At 73.2% G+C, this 15,140-nt stretch carries 14 protein-coding genes and 1 pseudogene; 7 read left to right on the top strand and 8 right to left on the bottom strand.

Features of this window, described 5'->3' with window-relative positions; all coding sequences use genetic code 11:
- The coding region (locus tag H5J33_RS07865) for an AfsA-related hotdog domain-containing protein (RefSeq protein WP_309485354.1) at positions 1 to 409 on the bottom strand (409 nt) is incomplete at its 3' end.
- Positions 410 to 521: 112 nt separating this feature from the next.
- On the opposite strand from H5J33_RS07865, the gene H5J33_RS07860 reads away from it, so the two are divergent.
- The gene (locus H5J33_RS07860; RefSeq protein ID WP_181794155.1) at positions 522 to 1,211 is read left to right on the top strand and encodes a ScbR family autoregulator-binding transcription factor; all 690 of its coding nucleotides are present in this window, start codon (positions 522 to 524) and stop codon (positions 1,209 to 1,211) included.
- A 61-nt stretch (positions 1,212 to 1,272) separates the two neighbouring features.
- On the opposite strand, the gene H5J33_RS07855 is transcribed toward H5J33_RS07860, so the two are convergent.
- From H5J33_RS07855 to H5J33_RS07845, 3 genes are all read right to left on the bottom strand, one after another.
- Positions 1,273 to 2,589: a hypothetical protein gene (locus tag H5J33_RS07855; protein WP_181794159.1), complete on the bottom strand. Its 1,317-nt coding sequence runs from the start codon at positions 2,587 to 2,589 to the stop codon at positions 1,273 to 1,275.
- A 1,293-nt stretch (positions 2,590 to 3,882) separates the two neighbouring features.
- On the bottom strand, positions 3,883 to 5,166 hold the full coding sequence (locus tag H5J33_RS07850; RefSeq protein WP_309485353.1) for an amidohydrolase: 1,284 nt from the start codon (positions 5,164 to 5,166) through the stop codon (positions 3,883 to 3,885).
- A complete protein-coding gene (locus H5J33_RS07845; protein WP_181794154.1) occupies positions 5,135 to 6,394 on the bottom strand; it encodes an MFS transporter in 1,260 nt (419 codons plus the stop codon). Before H5J33_RS07845 ends, H5J33_RS07850 begins: the two co-directional genes overlap by 32 nt.
- A gap of 173 nt (positions 6,395 to 6,567) precedes the next feature.
- Here H5J33_RS07845 and H5J33_RS07840 point away from each other — a divergent pair, with 173 nt between their 5' ends.
- The 3 genes and pseudogenes from H5J33_RS07840 (at position 6,568) to H5J33_RS07830 (ending at position 9,413) form a co-directional block, all read left to right on the top strand.
- A complete protein-coding gene (locus H5J33_RS07840) occupies positions 6,568 to 7,632 on the top strand; it encodes an Lrp/AsnC family transcriptional regulator (RefSeq protein ID WP_181794153.1) in 1,065 nt (354 codons plus the stop codon).
- 131 nt (positions 7,633 to 7,763) lie between these two features.
- Positions 7,764 to 7,940: pseudogene (locus H5J33_RS07835) on the top strand (cellulose binding domain-containing protein); the annotation flags it as partial.
- 282 nt (positions 7,941 to 8,222) lie between these two features.
- Positions 8,223 to 9,413 carry an SGNH/GDSL hydrolase family protein gene (locus tag H5J33_RS07830; RefSeq protein WP_181794152.1) on the top strand — a complete coding sequence of 397 codons (1,191 nt, stop codon included), beginning with the start codon at positions 8,223 to 8,225 and terminating at the stop codon, positions 9,411 to 9,413.
- A gap of 49 nt (positions 9,414 to 9,462) precedes the next feature.
- Here the strand turns inward: H5J33_RS07830 and H5J33_RS07825 are convergent, their stop codons facing one another.
- The 3 genes from H5J33_RS07825 to H5J33_RS07815 all read right to left on the bottom strand — a co-directional run bounded on the left by H5J33_RS07825 (position 9,463) and on the right by H5J33_RS07815 (position 11,634).
- Positions 9,463 to 9,675 (bottom strand): hypothetical protein, encoded by a 213-nt coding sequence (locus H5J33_RS07825; protein ID WP_181794151.1) that lies wholly within the window; start codon positions 9,673 to 9,675, stop codon positions 9,463 to 9,465.
- A gap of 142 nt (positions 9,676 to 9,817) precedes the next feature.
- Positions 9,818 to 10,204, bottom strand: coding sequence for a DUF2267 domain-containing protein (locus H5J33_RS07820; RefSeq protein WP_181794150.1), 387 nt, complete (start codon positions 10,202 to 10,204; stop codon positions 9,818 to 9,820).
- A gap of 98 nt (positions 10,205 to 10,302) precedes the next feature.
- Complete coding sequence (locus H5J33_RS07815) at positions 10,303 to 11,634, bottom strand: erythromycin esterase family protein (protein ID WP_309485352.1); 1,332 nt, start codon at positions 11,632 to 11,634, stop codon at positions 10,303 to 10,305.
- A gap of 220 nt (positions 11,635 to 11,854) precedes the next feature.
- On the opposite strand from H5J33_RS07815, the gene H5J33_RS07810 reads away from it, so the two are divergent.
- A complete protein-coding gene (locus H5J33_RS07810) occupies positions 11,855 to 12,310 on the top strand; it encodes an SPW repeat protein (protein ID WP_181794148.1) in 456 nt (151 codons plus the stop codon).
- 144 nt (positions 12,311 to 12,454) lie between these two features.
- Positions 12,455 to 12,898 (top strand): DUF2267 domain-containing protein, encoded by a 444-nt coding sequence (locus H5J33_RS07805; protein WP_220212063.1) that lies wholly within the window; start codon positions 12,455 to 12,457, stop codon positions 12,896 to 12,898.
- A gap of 883 nt (positions 12,899 to 13,781) precedes the next feature.
- Here the strand turns inward: H5J33_RS07805 and H5J33_RS07800 are convergent.
- Positions 13,782 to 14,573, bottom strand: coding sequence for a peptidyl-tRNA hydrolase (locus H5J33_RS07800; protein WP_309485351.1), 792 nt, complete (start codon positions 14,571 to 14,573; stop codon positions 13,782 to 13,784).
- 118 nt (positions 14,574 to 14,691) lie between these two features.
- Here H5J33_RS07800 and H5J33_RS07795 point away from each other — a divergent pair.
- Positions 14,692 to 15,140 (top strand): ATP-binding cassette domain-containing protein (locus H5J33_RS07795; protein WP_181794147.1); only part of this gene is annotated, 449 nt, incomplete at its 3' end.

Below are 15,140 nucleotides of genomic sequence, written 5' to 3'. Positions count from 1 at the left end.
ACCCGTCGGAACCGGCGCGCAGCCCGGTGACCCGCACCCGGCAGGTGACCTGGGTGGCGCCGTGGGAGGCCTGGGGCTGCGCGCCGGGTCCCGAGGTGAAGAAGACGTCGGTGATCAGCATGCGGGTGTCCACCGGAACGCCGAGGTAACACAAAGGGATGAAAATACCCAGCTGCCGTAATGTCTCCACCACCATCAGCGGATGATGTACGGCATGGCCGTCGACCGGAAAGGTGGGATGCGACCGCGACCAGCAGGCGGCCGCGACGAAACGCGTCGCGTCGACGCGTAGTACGTCGGTGAGCAGAACCTCCGCCACGGACGCCCGGTGGACCAGTTCCCGGGGGACCGTGCGCGACCAGCTCAGGTCCCGCGGCTCTTCGGCGGTGCCACGGATTCGAGCGTCCATTCCCCCAGCAGACCGCAGTTCGGCGCGTTCCGCACACCGACTCGACAGTCCGGGCGGGCTCGGGTACTACATTGCCAGGCGGCAGGAGAGGTACGAGAACCTCGGAAAAAGGTTGCGACGCGTGCGAGCGAATCTGACACGGCGGGCTCTGCTGGAAACCGCGGCACAATTGTTCGATGAACGGGGTTATGCCGGGACCAGCATCAGCGATATCAGCGCACTTTCCGGGCGCACCAGCGGCGCCATCTATTTCCATTACGCCAGCAAGGAGAAACTGGCCCTCGCCGTGGTCGAGGAGCACTTCGCGTCCTGGCCGCGCATGATCGAACGCCATCGCTCCACCGGCCGCCCGGCCCTGGAGAAACTGGTGGCGCTGAGCTTCACCGTCGCCCGCGCCTTCCGGGACGACGTCGTCGTACGGGCCGGCTCACGCCTGTGGATGGAACGCAAGGCCATCGCGGCGCCCCTGCCCACGCCCTTCGTCGACTGGATCGAGGTCGTCACCGAACTCCTCGCCGAGGCACGCGCGAGCGGCGAACTCGCCGCCGGCGTGGACCCGGTGTCCGCCGCGCACAGCGTGGTCTGCGCGTTCTTCGGCATCCACACGGTCTCCGACGCCCTGGACGGCCGCGAGCACATCGAGCAGCACCTGCACAACCTCTGGCGGCTGCTCCTCACCGCCCTCCAGGCCCATCCGGACCCGGCGGCCCTGCTCGACCGCGTCCAGGCCGCCCGGACACCCCCTCCGCCGGTGGAGCAGCCGCCGGTCGACGAGGCCGTGCTCACCCGCGCCGAGGCGTAACCGGTCACGGGAAGGGGGCCCGCGAGCGGGGCGGACCGGCGGCCTGCCCCGCTCATCGCCGTCAGGCGGACGGGTTGACGGTCACCGTCGTGGAGTTGTTCCCGCTGTCCGGGTCGAAGGCGAACGACGTGCCGTAGTCGGGCCGGGCGACGACGCGGCCCGTGGCGTCGGGGACGACCCGGTCGACGCGCAGCTGGAACGGGTAGCTGACGTCCAGGTCGGGCTTGGCCCACATCGGCAGGGTGCAGGTGTAGCGGGCCGACCCGGCGGCGTCGCAGGTGTCCGGCACGGACGTGGCGGTGGTGCCCTCCGGGAGGTAGAAGTCGATCAGGGCGACCGGGTCGCCGGAGCTGACGTTGCCGACCCAGGCCGGGCCCCCGTTGGTGAAGCGGAAGGCGGCGGTGACGGTGTCCCCGGCCCGGCCGCTCACCTTGGTGCCGTGCACCGCGAAGTCGGCGGTGTTGCGGGCGGTGATGCTCCAGGACTGGCCGTTGTCCGAGGCGTCGAGGTCGGTGGCGCCGCCGCCGGGCTGCACCTCGTAGTCGAACCGCTCGTACAGCGCGTGGCCGGTCACGGCGAGCCGCAGCGGCTCCGGCAGCTCCACCGTGGCGCCGGGCGCTATGTCGGTGTCGAAGGAGCACGTCACGTACGTCATGGGCGTGTACTCGGTGTCGCCGGTGTCCGGCCCCGTGTAGGTGCACTGCGGGTAGCGGGTGGCGACGTCGAGGCCGTACGTCGCCCACAGCTTCACGCTGAAGCCGTGGGCCGTGCGGTCACCGGAGTTGGTGACGGAGAACGGCACCGTGAGGGTGGTCCCGGGCGCCACGTCCCGTACGCCCTGCGGGGCCTTGACACCCAGGTCCGGGCCGGAGCCGACGGTGAGGAAGGTCTCCGCACCCGGGGCGACGAGCGTGCCGTCGGGCCCGGTGGCCTCCGCCGAGTACTCGATCGCGCCCTGCACCGCGCCGGCGCCGGCGGCGGCCCGCACCTTCAGCTCGACCTGCGGGGTGTACTCGTCGGGCACCTCCCCGGTGTCGCACACGGCGACCGTACCGGCGTCGTCCGGCGCGCAGTTGTCGGGCCAGGCCACGTCGACGGCCCCGGCCAGCCCCGAGACGTCGACGGTCAGCCGGCCGCCGGTCACGGTGAAGTTGGTGTTGTCGTGGTACAGACCGAGCTCCAGCGACCGGTACTCCCCGGCAGCGCCGTCCGCACCCACGGTGACCGACTGCTCGTACGGCGCCTGGATCCACAGCCGGTCGGTCTGTGCCTCGTCGGCGAAGGCGGTCCCGCTGCCGAGACCGGCGACCAGCAACGCCCCAACGGCTCCGGCACACGCGCCGCGACGCAGCACACGGCCGGCGGAGACAGAACTCATGGCATCTCCCACATCGGAATGAAGTGAAACCCGGTGCGGTGATCCACACCGGGCTCCCATTGGACGGCCGGCTCGGCCGAAAGGTTGTAACTGACCTGCGAGAACGTGGCGTTCCGCACCACGTCGGGACCCCAGGCAGGCCCCCGCCCCCGACTCGGCGAGCTGACTCACGCCGCAATAGACCGACTTGGGGTAGTACGGGCCCATCACCTCGGCGGTGCGGGCGGCGTCGCTGCCCAGCGGAACCCGGTGGATCGCCTCGGCGAAGCCCGGCGCGGCCACCATGCTCCGCAGGATCAGCAGGTGCCGGGCGGTGGGTGTGGCCGAGGACAGCGGCAGGAAGGTGACCCCGGGCACGCGCTCGACGGCCGCCCGCTGTTCCTCCGTGCCGACGGCATAGGTGTGGGTGCCGGCCGGGGAGAGGCGGGTGTCGAAGTCCGCGCGGCAGCCCGGGTCCACCCCGCCGTCGGGCAGCGGGTTGGCGACCACCTCGCCCGGCCCCCACTACAGGTTGTCGCACATCGACCAGTACCGGACCTGGGCACGCCCGGCGGGCCAGGGCCGGGCGCGGTCCCCGGCGGTCGCGGTGGGCGCCTTGCCGCGGACGACGAGGACCTGTCCGGCGGGCGGCGCGTCGAAGCCGGCGCTCAGATACGCGTTGTCCGGGTTGGGGCAGAGACCGGCACCGCCCCGACCGGGAGAAGACCGGCCGGGGCAGGGTGTCCTCCCCGGCCGGGGACGCGGTCCCGGAGGGCACGCCGGCGGCGGGAGCGCCCACGGACAGGGCGTCCGCGCACGTGCCCACCCGGACACGGTGACCGCCCTCGACGAAGGTGACTTTCGGCAGGCGGAACTTCCCGTGCGGCAGGGCGTTGGACCGGCCCGCGGGCGTGTCCGTGACCGTGACGGTGAACTTGCCGCCGGGACGGACCGGCCGGCGGTACGGGTTGCCGCTGCCCCGGTCCGGGACGAGCTGGTGGTCGGTCAGCGCGGACGTGGTTCCGTCCGGACCCGTGAAGCTGCCGCGGTGGGCGTCGTAGGTGGCGACCGAGGCGTAGCGGGCGTCCGGGAAGCGGCCGTCGAGCCGGATGGCCAGACCCTTGCGCACGGTGTGACGCAGTAGCCAGTAGCGGGCGTTGGTGTCCGGATAGGCGACGTTGGACGTCCGGTAGCCCAGCGGCTCCCAGGCACAGGCGGGCACCGTCGGCGCCGGGGCGCCGGTCGGCGCGGCGGTCGCGGGCTCGGCCGCCGGCAGGGCGAGCGCGGCGGCGAGGAGAACGGGCTTCCAGCCCTTCACGCGGCCGTCCCCCCGGTCCGGGGATCCAGCCAGGACGCGGCGGCGGCCAGCAGGTGGCGTACCCCGGCGGCGACGGCGTGCCGGTCGGAGGGCGCGTAGTGCGGGGAGTGGTTCGTGGCCGTGCCCGGCGGGAGCGTGCCGCGTTCCAGCGCGGCCACGGCCGCCTCGTCGAAGTTCCCTGGATCCGCGCCGCCGAAGTGGAGGAACACCGACGGGCACCCGGCCGCCGCCGCGAACCGGCCGAAGTCCTCGCTGGCCGAGAGCGGAGCGGGCAGGGTGTGGCCCAGCGCACCCGCGTCGGCCACGGCCGCCAGGACGCGCTCGGTGGCGGCCGGGTCGTTGACCGTCAGGGGGAAGGAGTCGTACGTCGTGATGTCCGGCGGCCGGGTGGCGCCCTGGGCGTCGGCCTCCGCGTCGATGACGCGCCGGATGTCGGCCAGTACCTGCTCGCGGGTCCGCGCGTCGAACGTCCGCAGGCTGCACAGCAGTTCGGCGGTGTGCGGGATGACGTTCGCCACGGTGCCGGAGTGCAGGGCCCCGACCGTGAGCAGCGGTGACGGGGACAGCGGTGCCAGCCGGGCCGACAGGGTCTGCAACCGCAGCACCACGGACGCCGCCATCACGACCGGATCGACGGCGAGATGAGGCGCGGAGGCGTGCGCGCCCGCGCCGTACAGGGTGACCCGGAGGCTGTCGGCCGCCGCCATGAGCGTGCCGGGCCTGGTCGTCACCACACCGGCGGGCAGGGGGCCCACATGCTGGCCCAGCACCACCTCGGGCCGGGGGAAGCGGTCGAGGACACCGTCGTCCAGCATGGCCTGTGCGCCGTGGCCCACCTCCTCGGCGGGCTGGAAGACGGCCACCACGGTCCCGCTCCAGGCGCCGGGGTGCGCGGCGAGTTGCCGGCAGACGCCCAGCAGGGCGGCGACGTGCACGTCATGGCCGCAGGCGTGCATCAGCCCCGGCTCGACGGAGGCGTACGGCAGCCCCGTCTCCTCCCGCACGGGCAGGGCGTCCATGTCCGCCCGCAGCCACACCACCGGGCCCGCGCCGTTGCGCAGGACGGACACCACACCGGTCCGGCCGACCTGCTCGGTGGTCTCCCATCCTCCGGTGTCCGCGAGTTCCCGGACGACGGCGGCGGCGGTACGGCGCTCCTGGAAGGCGAGTTCGGGGTGGGCGTGCAGATCCCGGTAGACCTCCTCCCAGTGCGGGAGGCGAGCCGCGAGGCCACGGCTCAGGCCGGTCTCAGGCGGAGTGGGCGGCAGCGGAGCTATCACTGTCGTCCTCCTTCGGGGTGTCGGTGGTGACGGCGCGCAGCCGCGCCAGGAAACGGGGGGAGGTCTGGGGCACCCGGAGCACGGCGGCGAGGGCGAGCGCGGGGCCTACGAGCAACGACCAGAACGCGGTGCGGTAGGAGAAGGCGTCGACGATGTGACCGAACAGGGTCGGCACGATGATGCCCGACAACTGGCCGCCGAAGAGGATGATTCCCGAGGCCGCCCCCGTCAGGCCCGGCGGAAGGCTGCGCAGGGGCACCGAGAAGCACGGCATGTAACACAGGCCGACGGCCCCGCTGACGAGCGTGCCGACCACCACGAACTGGGCCAGGGTGGTGGTGAGCGGCAGCAGGACGAGCAGGCCGGCCGCCACGCACATGGCCGGGACGACGATCCGCCGGGGACGCCCCTCGAACCTGTCGCTCAGCCGGCCCCCGACGACCGCGGCGACCGCCGCCAGCAGGGTCGGCGCCAGGGACACCAGACCAGCGTCGGCCACCGCCAGACCGCGCTCCTCCATCAGGAAGGAGGCGCTCCAGCTGTTGAGCCCCCACACGACGACGTCGTAGGCGAGGAACATCACCGCGAAGCCCCAGACGGCCGGCGATCCCAGCAGGGCGGTCGCGGCTCCCTTCGGCTGCCGCAGCGGCGGACCGGTCTTTTCGGCGGGCAGCGGTCCGGGCAGCCCGCGCCGGATCGCGACCACCACCAGCAGGCCCAGCACGGACACGGCGGCGAACATCACCCGCCAGTCCCAGTGGGCCAGCAGCAGCCCGCCCAGGACGGCGGCCAGCAGCCCGCCGACCGCGTTGGAACTCTGGATCCAGCCGTTGGCGGTCAGCCGCTGCGCGGGCAGGCTGCGCCGGCTGAGGGTGTCGATGGCCGCGGCCGGGAACAGGCCCTGGGCCACACCGAAGAGGCAACGGAACACCACGAGCGCGGCGAACGACCAGGCGACGGCGGTGAGTCCGGTGAAGACCGACCACAGGGCGAGGGCCACGCACACCACCCGCGCACCGCCGAAGCGCGCGGCGACCAGGCCGGCGGGAATCTGCGTCAGCGCGTAGGTGACGAAGAACGAGGAGAGGACCATGCCCCGCTGCGCGTGGCTGAGACCGAAGGTGTCGCCGATCGACGGCAGCGCCAGATTGATCACCTGCCGGTCGATGTAGTCGACGGCCCAGGCGGTGAACAGCAGGACCGCGGTGGTCCGGGTGGTTCCGAGCAAGGGGTCCTCCCGCCGTGCGAGCGACGCTTGGCGGACACCTTGCACCGTCCGCCGCTACGCACCGCGTAATCGCAGGAATCCGGCATCCGCGGGGACTTGACGCCGGAATCCGGCAACCCGGTGGTGCGGCACGGGGCTTCGGCCGGGCCGTCCGCGCTGACAGGATGGGGCGCGTGCCGCCCACCGACACCGCCCCGCCGGACACCCCCGACGGACTCGACGAGACCGACCTGGCCCTGGTCGAGGCCCTCCAGCTGCGACCACGCGCCACCTGGGCGCAGATCGCCTCCGTCATCGGCATCGACGCCACGACCGCCGCGCGCCGCTGGCGGCGGCTCACCGACGGCGGCCTGGCCTGGATGACGGCCTATCCGGCGCAGCACGCCTCGGTCGTCGGATACGTCGATCTCGCCTGCGCACCCGGCGCGCTCGACGCACTGACCGCCGAACTGTGCGGCTGGGGACCGGTGTTCAGCGTGGAACGCACCACGGGCGACCACTCGTTGTTCCTGGGCGTGGCGGCGTACGACCTGCCGTCCCTGGACGAGTTCGTCACCGGGCGGCTGGGAGGGCTGGACGGAGTGCGCTCGGTGCGGCTGAGCGTCTGCACCCGGGTGTACCGCGAGGGCAGCGGATGGCTGGTGCACGCGCTCAACGAACGCCAGCGCACCCATCTCACCGGCGGCGACAGCCGTACCCGCCCACGGCCCGGCGGCGGACCGCACGAGGGCGACCGCAGGCTCCTGCGGGCGCTCGGCGCCGACGCCCGCCGGGGCCCCGCCGAACTGGCGCGGGAGTGCGGACTGAGCGAGACGACCGTACGCCGGCGGCTGGCGCGCATGATCGCGGGTGGTGAGGTCTACTTCCGGTGCGACCTCACCCAGCAACTGGCCGGCTGGCCGGTCATCGCCACGTTCCGTATCGCCGCCCCGGGACCCGGCACCGAGGCCGTGGCCCACGCGCTGGCCGGTCTGCCGGAAACCCGGCTGTGCGCGTCGGTCACCGGACCGGAGAACCTGCTGCTGTCGGCGTGGCTGCGCTCGCCCGCCGACTGCGTCACCCTGGAGGAACGCATCCTGCACCGCCATCCGGGGCTGCGGATCGGCGAGCGGAGCATCACCCTGCACACCGCCAAGCGCATGGGCAGACTGCTGGACCGGTGGGGCCGCGCCACGGCCCACGTCCAGCTCACCGCGGCACCGGAAGCGGGGGCCTCGGAGAACGGCCGCATGAACTGAAGCCGCGGAAAAGCCCTGTCCCGACCGGTCTCTTGACGTGCGCCTGGCAGGACTGGCTCTATGGGAGTGCTCCCACATCCTTTCGGCCGACTTGTTCACCCACTCATGGAGTCGCGGTGAGTGATGCGCGCATGGGGGGTGGCACGCCGACCCGGAACGGCGCCTCGGTGACGGTCGCCGCCGCGTCGTACAGGTCGACGATCCCCGCGGGCGGCTCGGTCACGGTCGGCTTCACCGGCGGCAAGTCGGCCACCCACACCGCGCCCACCGCGTTCACCCTCAACGGCGTTGCCTGCACGACCTTGTGACGGTCCGCCGCGAACGCGCGGGGTGGTGTGGCCGCGGCGCTCCGGCCGGCCGGGTGCCTCGTATCCGTCGGCCTTCCGGACCGCGGGGACCCGGCATCCTCGGCCTTCGGCTCGCCGTCGGCCTCCGGGGATCCGCCCGGGGGGCCGACGCGTCGTGCCGGATGGTCGTCCTTTTGTGTGAACCACCGTCCGCAGACGGGGAACCCGTGCGGCAGGCGGGCATCACCCGGGTGCCCGGCGCCATCCGCGTCCGTATGGCTCAGGCACACGTTGGGAGAGGTCATGCAATCCGGCCCCGCACACCGGCAGTTCACCGCACCGCGCACCGGCTCGGTGGCGGACGGGACGCTCGGCGGGGGAGTGACGGACATCCCGCCCCGCCCGGTGCGGATCATGCCGCTGGGGGACTCGATCACCGCCGGTCTGACCAGCACCGGGGGAGCCGGATACCGCGACGAACTCCTCGGCCACCTGCACCGCCTGGGCCACGACGCCTGCTTCGCCGGCCCCTGCGTCAACGCCTTCCAGCCGCAGGGGGACCCCGGTTACGCCGCCGTCTGCGGCATCACCATCGAGGCGCTGACCTCCTTGCTGCCGCAGTGGGTTCCGGCCGCCCGGCCGGACTGGCTGCTCGTCCACATCGGTACGAACAACATGTACGGCCCCGGCCACACGGCCGCCCCCGGCCTCCTGCGCACCTTCGTGGAGACCCTGCTGGGCCTGGCCCCGTCCGCCGGCATCCTGCTCGCCTCGATCATCCCGTCCCGGCTGCCCGAGTGGCAGGCGCACATCGACGGCTACAACCGGCGGGTACGCGAGATCGCCGAGGAGTACGGGCGCCGCGAGAGGGTCTTCTTCGTCGACATGGCCCCCGCGCTGCACGCCTCGCCCCAGGGCGGCGACGACCTGTCCGACCTGGTCCACCCGTGCGACCAGGGGTACGCCAAGATGGCGGCCGTCTGGCGGGACGCGCTCCACGCACGGCTGCCCGCCCCCGAGGGCGGGCCCGTCCTCAACCCCAACCCGCACCTTCGGACCCCCTGCCTCTCCGAGGCGGTACCGCGGGCCCGGGGCAGCGCTCCCGTCCGCTTCCCGGGCTGGACGAACCACGGGGTGAACGCCTGCCACGGGCCTCTCGCGGGCCTGGACAACGGCTCCAACGCCGTGGGCCTGAGCGCCGCTCCCGGATGCCTCGGCATCGCCACCCGCCTCGCCACCACCCCCGGCCGCCCGGTCCGCGTCACCTTCCGCGCCCGCGCCGACACCGGTCCGGACCGGGGCAGGACCTTCGGCGTCCAGGCCGACGGGCACCCCAGGGCCACGGTCACCGCGACCGACGAGTGGCGCACCTGGACCTACGACTTCACCCCCACCGGCGCGGAGACCGCGCTCCGCTTCACCCCCGATACCCGCACCCGGACCGACCGAGGCCCCCTGATCACGGACGTCCTCGCACGCGCACCGGTCTCCTGAGCGATCCGGCCCACGCCCGCCGGATTCCGTGGGCCGTGGCCGGCCGAGGTCACCCGGCGCAGCCGACGTCCAGTACCTCGACCACGTCGTCGTGGACGGTGTACACCAGCCAGCACCATTCACCGAAGACCGCGGCGAGATCCGGGACCTGGGCCCGCCGGTCCTCGGAGACGGCCGTGATGAGCATGATGATCTCTTCGTGCATGTCGTCCGGCACTTCGAACAGCACGTTGGCGGCCCGTTGAATGAGTTCGATTTTCATGGCGTCCACCCGTGGACGGCAGGATTTCCCGTGGTGAGCGGATGTGTACCCCCGGCGGGGTCTGTCACGGAAGCGGGAACACGGCCCGTGAACATGGTAATTCCGCCGCCTCCGGGCGGAGCCGGCCGGACCCCGCACGCGGTCAGATCGGGCCCGGCCTGCCGAACAGCTCCGCGTAGCCGGTCGGCAACTGCGACAGCAGGTGTTCCACCTCTGCGCCCGGCACCGCGTCCGCGACGGTGGACAGGACGGCGCCGGCGTCCCACTCGGCGGTCCGCGGCCGGGCGCCGGTCTGCTCGGCCACGCGCCGCAGGAACTCCTCGCGTCCGAGGGCCTCCGGCCGTTCCGGGTGCGTGTGCAGGACGTCGTCCAGCGGCGCGGGCAGCTGCGCCGCCAGGTCGTCCGCCTCCTCCGGCGGGATCCGCGCGGCGAGCACCCGCAGCACCGACGCACTGATGTGCTCGGCCTCCTCCTCGCTGCGGTACTCCCCTCGATCGCGGACCTGGGCCAGAAAATCCACCAGCTTCACGGTGCCCTCCTCGGACTGGTTCCTTCGGCATGCCCGGCAAACGGCCGGTACGAGGCCCGGCGCGCGACGGGAGAGTCCGCCCCGGGGTCCGGCCGGCCTCACACCCCGGCGGGCCAGGTCTCCGTCTCCGGGCTCGCCGCGGCCGCCGGGCGCAACGGCGTGACGGCCCGGGTGTGGTCGAGATAGCAGAAGGCGTCGTAGCGCTCGGCCAGGACGGTGGGGACGTAGTTGCCGACGCGTTCGCACCGCGGCCGGTAGACCACCCCGATGGCCCGGTGGCCGCGCTCCTCGTGGAACCACGCGCGCCGGCCGGTGGCGGGCGGTCGCTGGAACTGCACAGGGGGGAAGACGAAGAGGGCCCGCTCGCCGGGCAGCGCCGTGTGCAGCACGTCCTCCAGGCTGCCGGCGCGCGCGGGCGGGACCTCCATCACCCGGGGCACGTCGCCCCAGGCGTCCGCGGCGATGACCGTGCCGGTGTACGAGCCGAAACCGATCAGCGCCACGCCCGCGCCCATGTGCCGCTCGCGGACCAGCTGACCGACGTTGATCTCGCCGACGGCGGCCATGTCCGTGGCGCGGGCGTCCCCGACGTGGGTGTTGTGTTCCCACACCACCGCCTTGGCGCCGGGGCCGTAGTGCTCCATCAGCCGGTCGAGCGTGTCGGCCATGTGCCGGTCGCGGATGTTCCAGGACTCCGGGCCGCTGTCCAGCATGGCCCGGTAGTAGCGCTCGGCACCGGCCAGCACCTCGGCGTTCTGGCGGGCGGCGAACTCCGCGAGCGAACCGTCCGGGGAGGCCGCCCGCGCCGCCCGCTGCCGTGCCTCCGTGAGCAGGGAGACCACCTCCCGCTCACACCCCTGGGGGACGTACCGGGTGGCCAGCGCGTACGAATGCGGGTCCTCGGCGTACGGCTCGAAGCACCGGTACGCGTCCAGCGCGGACCGCACCCGCTCGGGGTCGTGTTCGCGGAGGTGGGCGAGGACGGCGTGCAGCGACTCCCACAGGCTGTAGACGTCCAGCCCGAAGAAACCGACACGCCGCCTCGGGGGCAGCCCCTGGTTGTGCCGGCGCAGCCACCAGGTGAAGGCCGCGACCTCGGTGTTGCCCCACATCCACGCCGGCCAGCGGCCGAAGCCCGCCAGCACCTCGCCGGGGTCCTCGGGCGCGCCCGGGGCCCCGACCACCGAGCAGTGCACGGCGTGGCAGTCGGGCCAGTCGCCCTCCACCGCGACGAAGGAGAACCCCTTCTCCTCGATCAGCCGACGGGTCAGCACGTCACGGAGCCGGTAGTAGTCGGCGGTGCCATGGGACGCCTCGCCCAGCAGGACGTAACGGGCGTCGCCGATGCGGTCCAGCAGGGGGTCCAGCGAGTCCGGACCGGTCAGTGGCAGGGCCGCCTCCCGGATGCGGGCCTGTTCGGGGTCGGGCACGGCTCGCCTCCCTTCCGCGGGGTGCACCACCGGGTCCCCGCCGCGCCACGCCCCGAAACCCGAGGTCATCGCGGGATCCACGGGGCCCCGGGGACGGGCGGGGGCAGGGGTGTGTGACGTGAATCACAGCGCAGGTTCGTGGGGCGTCGCTTCACTCACCCAAGTGGGGGAATTCGGATAAAAAGCACATAAGCCCAATGCTGGAGAGGGGACGACGCCCATGTCGTATCCGCAATACTCCACCGGCACCACCGGCATGACCGGACACCCGGAGATGGCGGAGATGCGGGAGCGGCTCGAACGCACCGCCTCCACCGGCAGGGCGATCGCCCTCGAAGGGCTGATCCTCCTGACCGGTCTCTACGCCGCGATCTCACCGTGGGCCGTCCACTTCGCGGGCCTGCGGAACCTCACCGCCAACAACCTGATCGTCGGCATCACCATCGGCCTGATCGGTCTGGGCCTGGCACTCGTGCCCGAGCGGATGTTCCGTCTGGCCTGGGCGCTGGTACCGCTGGGCGTCTGGCTCCTGATCTCGCCCTGGGTGGTCACCGCCACGCACAGCGCGCGGGCCGGTGTCATCTGGAACAACGTCTTGATCGGCGTCATCACCATGGCGCTCGGACTGGCGGCCATGGGCCTCACCATCGGCGTCACCCGCCCGGACAAGCGCTGAGCCGAGGAGCGTGCCGCGCCCGGCGGGCCCGGCACGCTCCCCGAGCCGGCGGGCGGACACCCGGTTGCGTCCACCGAGGCATGGAACCCGCACGGGGAGAGGCCCGAGCCCCCCTTCCCGCCCCTCCGCGCCAAGGCGAACGGATTGGAAGACAAGACGATGCCCACCACCCGCTCATCCGACTTCGAGCACGCCATCCACAGTGCGAACATCTGGCTCAAGGCGGTGGCGGAAGCCCTGGGAACGGACGACCGCCATCTCGCCCACCGGGTCCTGCGCACCTGGCTGCACACCCTCCGGGACCGGCTCACCGTCGACACGTCGGCCCACCTCGCCGCACAACTGCCCGAACTGCTGCGCGGTGCCTACTACGACGGCTGGACCCCGAGTTCCGTGCCCATCAAGTACGACATCGACGGCTACGTGAACCGTTTCGTCCAGGAAGCCAGGGTCGACGCCGACGAGGTGCCGAAGATGGCCGCGGCCGTCACCACCGTCGTACGCGACCACGTCTCGCCCGGCACGCTCGAGTCGGCACTGGGCCAGCTCCCGAAGGACATCTGCGCCCTGCTGCTGCAGCCGGCCTGAACCGGGGCACGAGCGCGTCGTGGAGAAGGGCGGGCCCGGCGCGCTTTTCCGTGCCCGGCTGCCCCGACCGGTTCTCCCCGCGATCCGGCCGGGCTTATGGGCTTGTGTCTCGGCGGCCGGACAGCCGGCGACGGCCCCCTGGATCGCGGTGCGGCGGGTCGCCGCGGGCCGGGCCGGAGCGGGTCACCAGAGCCGGACCGTTGTCCCGTATACCGTGGCCTTCGCCTGGCCGGCACCGTTCGTCACCTGCTGACGACGAGTTGGCCGGGCACGCATGCGCGGTAACCGTCCCGCGTGCGTGGTCCAGGACGGCGGGTGGTGTGCGCGGGCACGCGAAGGGTGACACGTCGGTACTCTCCGTGGTGAGTGGTGCGGTTTTGTCGTGGTTGTGCTGCACCTTCATTCGTGCGGTGTGTTTGAGCGGCTGAGCCGGTTATCTCACGACGGCCCGGACGTCACCGTTGCGGGACCGGCCCCCGCATGCCGGGGGACGGAGGCGACTTCGCCGAGGTCACCCCCGGCCGGCCGTTCGGATACCTCCGCGACGGCGGTCTCCCGCCGTACTGGCTCCACCCCTACGACGAGTGAGCCCGGTGCTGTGAACCCGGTGGGCGCTGGCGACGCCCGCCCATCGGGCGAGGGGCCGCCCGACCTGTCCGTGAGGAGAAGGAGTGCCGTGGACGACTGGTGGGTGATGCTGCCCGGTTCACCGGCCGCCGCCACTGTCGCGGAGCGGCTGTGCCGGGACGGCGTGCGCCGCGTGCCGCACGCCTCGGGACGGCCCAGGCCGGTGAGCCGTGGGGACACCCGGCAGGAGGTGACGGCCCGGGCGGGCGAGGCACGGATCGTGGTGCTGGGCCGGAGCACCGCACGGGCCGGGACGTCACGGCGGCGGATCGAGCGGATGCGCCTGCCCGCGGAGGCGGAACAGGCCGCGACCATCCTCGCGGGCGGCGTTCATGTGCCGGCCTCGGTGGGCGGACGGGTGTGGACGCGCGGCACGGCGTCGGCCGTACGCCATGTCTTCACCACACACATCGCCGGCGGTGGTCAGGTGGGGCCAGTCGGTGGGGGTGGCGGTGCGGACGGACAGCGGGAAGCCCGCCCCGTGCCACGCGGTGCGCTCCGCTTCGGGCAGTGCCCACCAGGCCAGCTGGGCGCCGTGCCCGGCCTGGGCCATCGCCTTGCCCGCGGACATCTCCAGGTCGGGGTTGAGCCACAGCACCGGCTGCGCGGGGTCGGTGGCGACGGGCGGCTCCGGGTCGTCCAGCTCGGTGCCCGACACCTGGAGCTTGGCCAGGTCCTTGGGCCAGCCGTCCAGCGGGATCGGCGGGAAGACCCGGACCTCGGCCGACTTGCCGGTCAGGGTGATGCCGGGCAGGGCCTCGGCCCGCCGCCACTCGGCGCCCCGGGCCCGCCGGACCACCTTGCGGATCCGCGCGTCCTCCCAGTTCCGCACCGCCTCGGCCCACTCCCCGTCGCCGTGCGCCCGCTCGTCGGCGAGCAGGACGAGCACGGCCCGGGCGGCCGTCTCGAGCGCGTCGGTCCGGGCGGGCGGGGCGGCGCGCTCGATGCGTACGACGAGCGGCAGCACGTACTGCGGCGCCTCGTCACGGGGGTCGGGCGCGGCATCGCGGAGCGGGCGGGCACTGGAGGGGGCGGGATCATGGCTCACGAGAGCCCAGCCTACGAACCCGCCGACGCGCCGATCAACGCGCGGTCCCGGCAAGGCGGCGAGGTCCGGCCGGAGAACCGCGCCCGGAGCCGGGGCCCGGCGGGACAGAATGACCTCCATGCATCGAGGCAGTGAGCTGTGCCTGACCGCCGTGGGCCGTCGCTACGGCGTGCGCGGGCCCTGGGTGTTGCGCGGAGTGGATCTGGTCGTCGCGCCCGGCACCCTCGTCCGGATCGAGGGGGCGAACGGCAGCGGGAAGTCCACGCTGCTGCGGCTGCTCGCCCGGCTCGACGTGCCCTCCGAGGGCCGCGTCACCGGCCGGCCGCGCACGGCGTACGTGCCCGAGCGGTTCCCCTCCGCCCTGCCCTTCACGGCCGCCGGCTACCTGACCCACCTCGGCACCCTGCACGGCCTCGGCCGCAAGGCCGCCGCCCGGGCCGCGCACACCTGGCTGGAGCGGTTCGGCGCGGGCCAGTACGCCGGTACCCCGATGGCGCGGCTGTCCAAGGGCGGCAGCCAGAAGGTCGCCGTCGCCCAGGCCCTCGTCGGCGAGCCGGAGCTGCTGGT

The organism is Streptomyces sp. WELS2 (assembly GCF_013870595.1).
Classification (GTDB): domain Bacteria; phylum Actinomycetota; class Actinomycetes; order Streptomycetales; family Streptomycetaceae; genus Streptomyces.
The sequence above is the reverse complement of the archived record's forward strand: the minus strand, read 5'-3'. Positions and strand labels throughout refer to the sequence as shown.

What these genes read in the sequence shown, in the direction of transcription:
- H5J33_RS07855 (WP_181794159.1), bottom strand. Translation starts at nt 2,589, where the DNA reads ATGAGTTCTGTCTCCGCCGGCCGTGTGCTGCGTCGCGGCGCGTGTGCC.
- H5J33_RS07830 (WP_181794152.1), top strand. Translation starts at nt 8,223, where the DNA reads ATGCAATCCGGCCCCGCACACCGGCAGTTCACCGCACCGCGCACCGGC.
- H5J33_RS07825 (WP_181794151.1), bottom strand. Translation starts at nt 9,675, where the DNA reads ATGAAAATCGAACTCATTCAACGGGCCGCCAACGTGCTGTTCGAAGTG.
- H5J33_RS07810 (WP_181794148.1), top strand. Translation starts at nt 11,855, where the DNA reads ATGTCGTATCCGCAATACTCCACCGGCACCACCGGCATGACCGGACAC.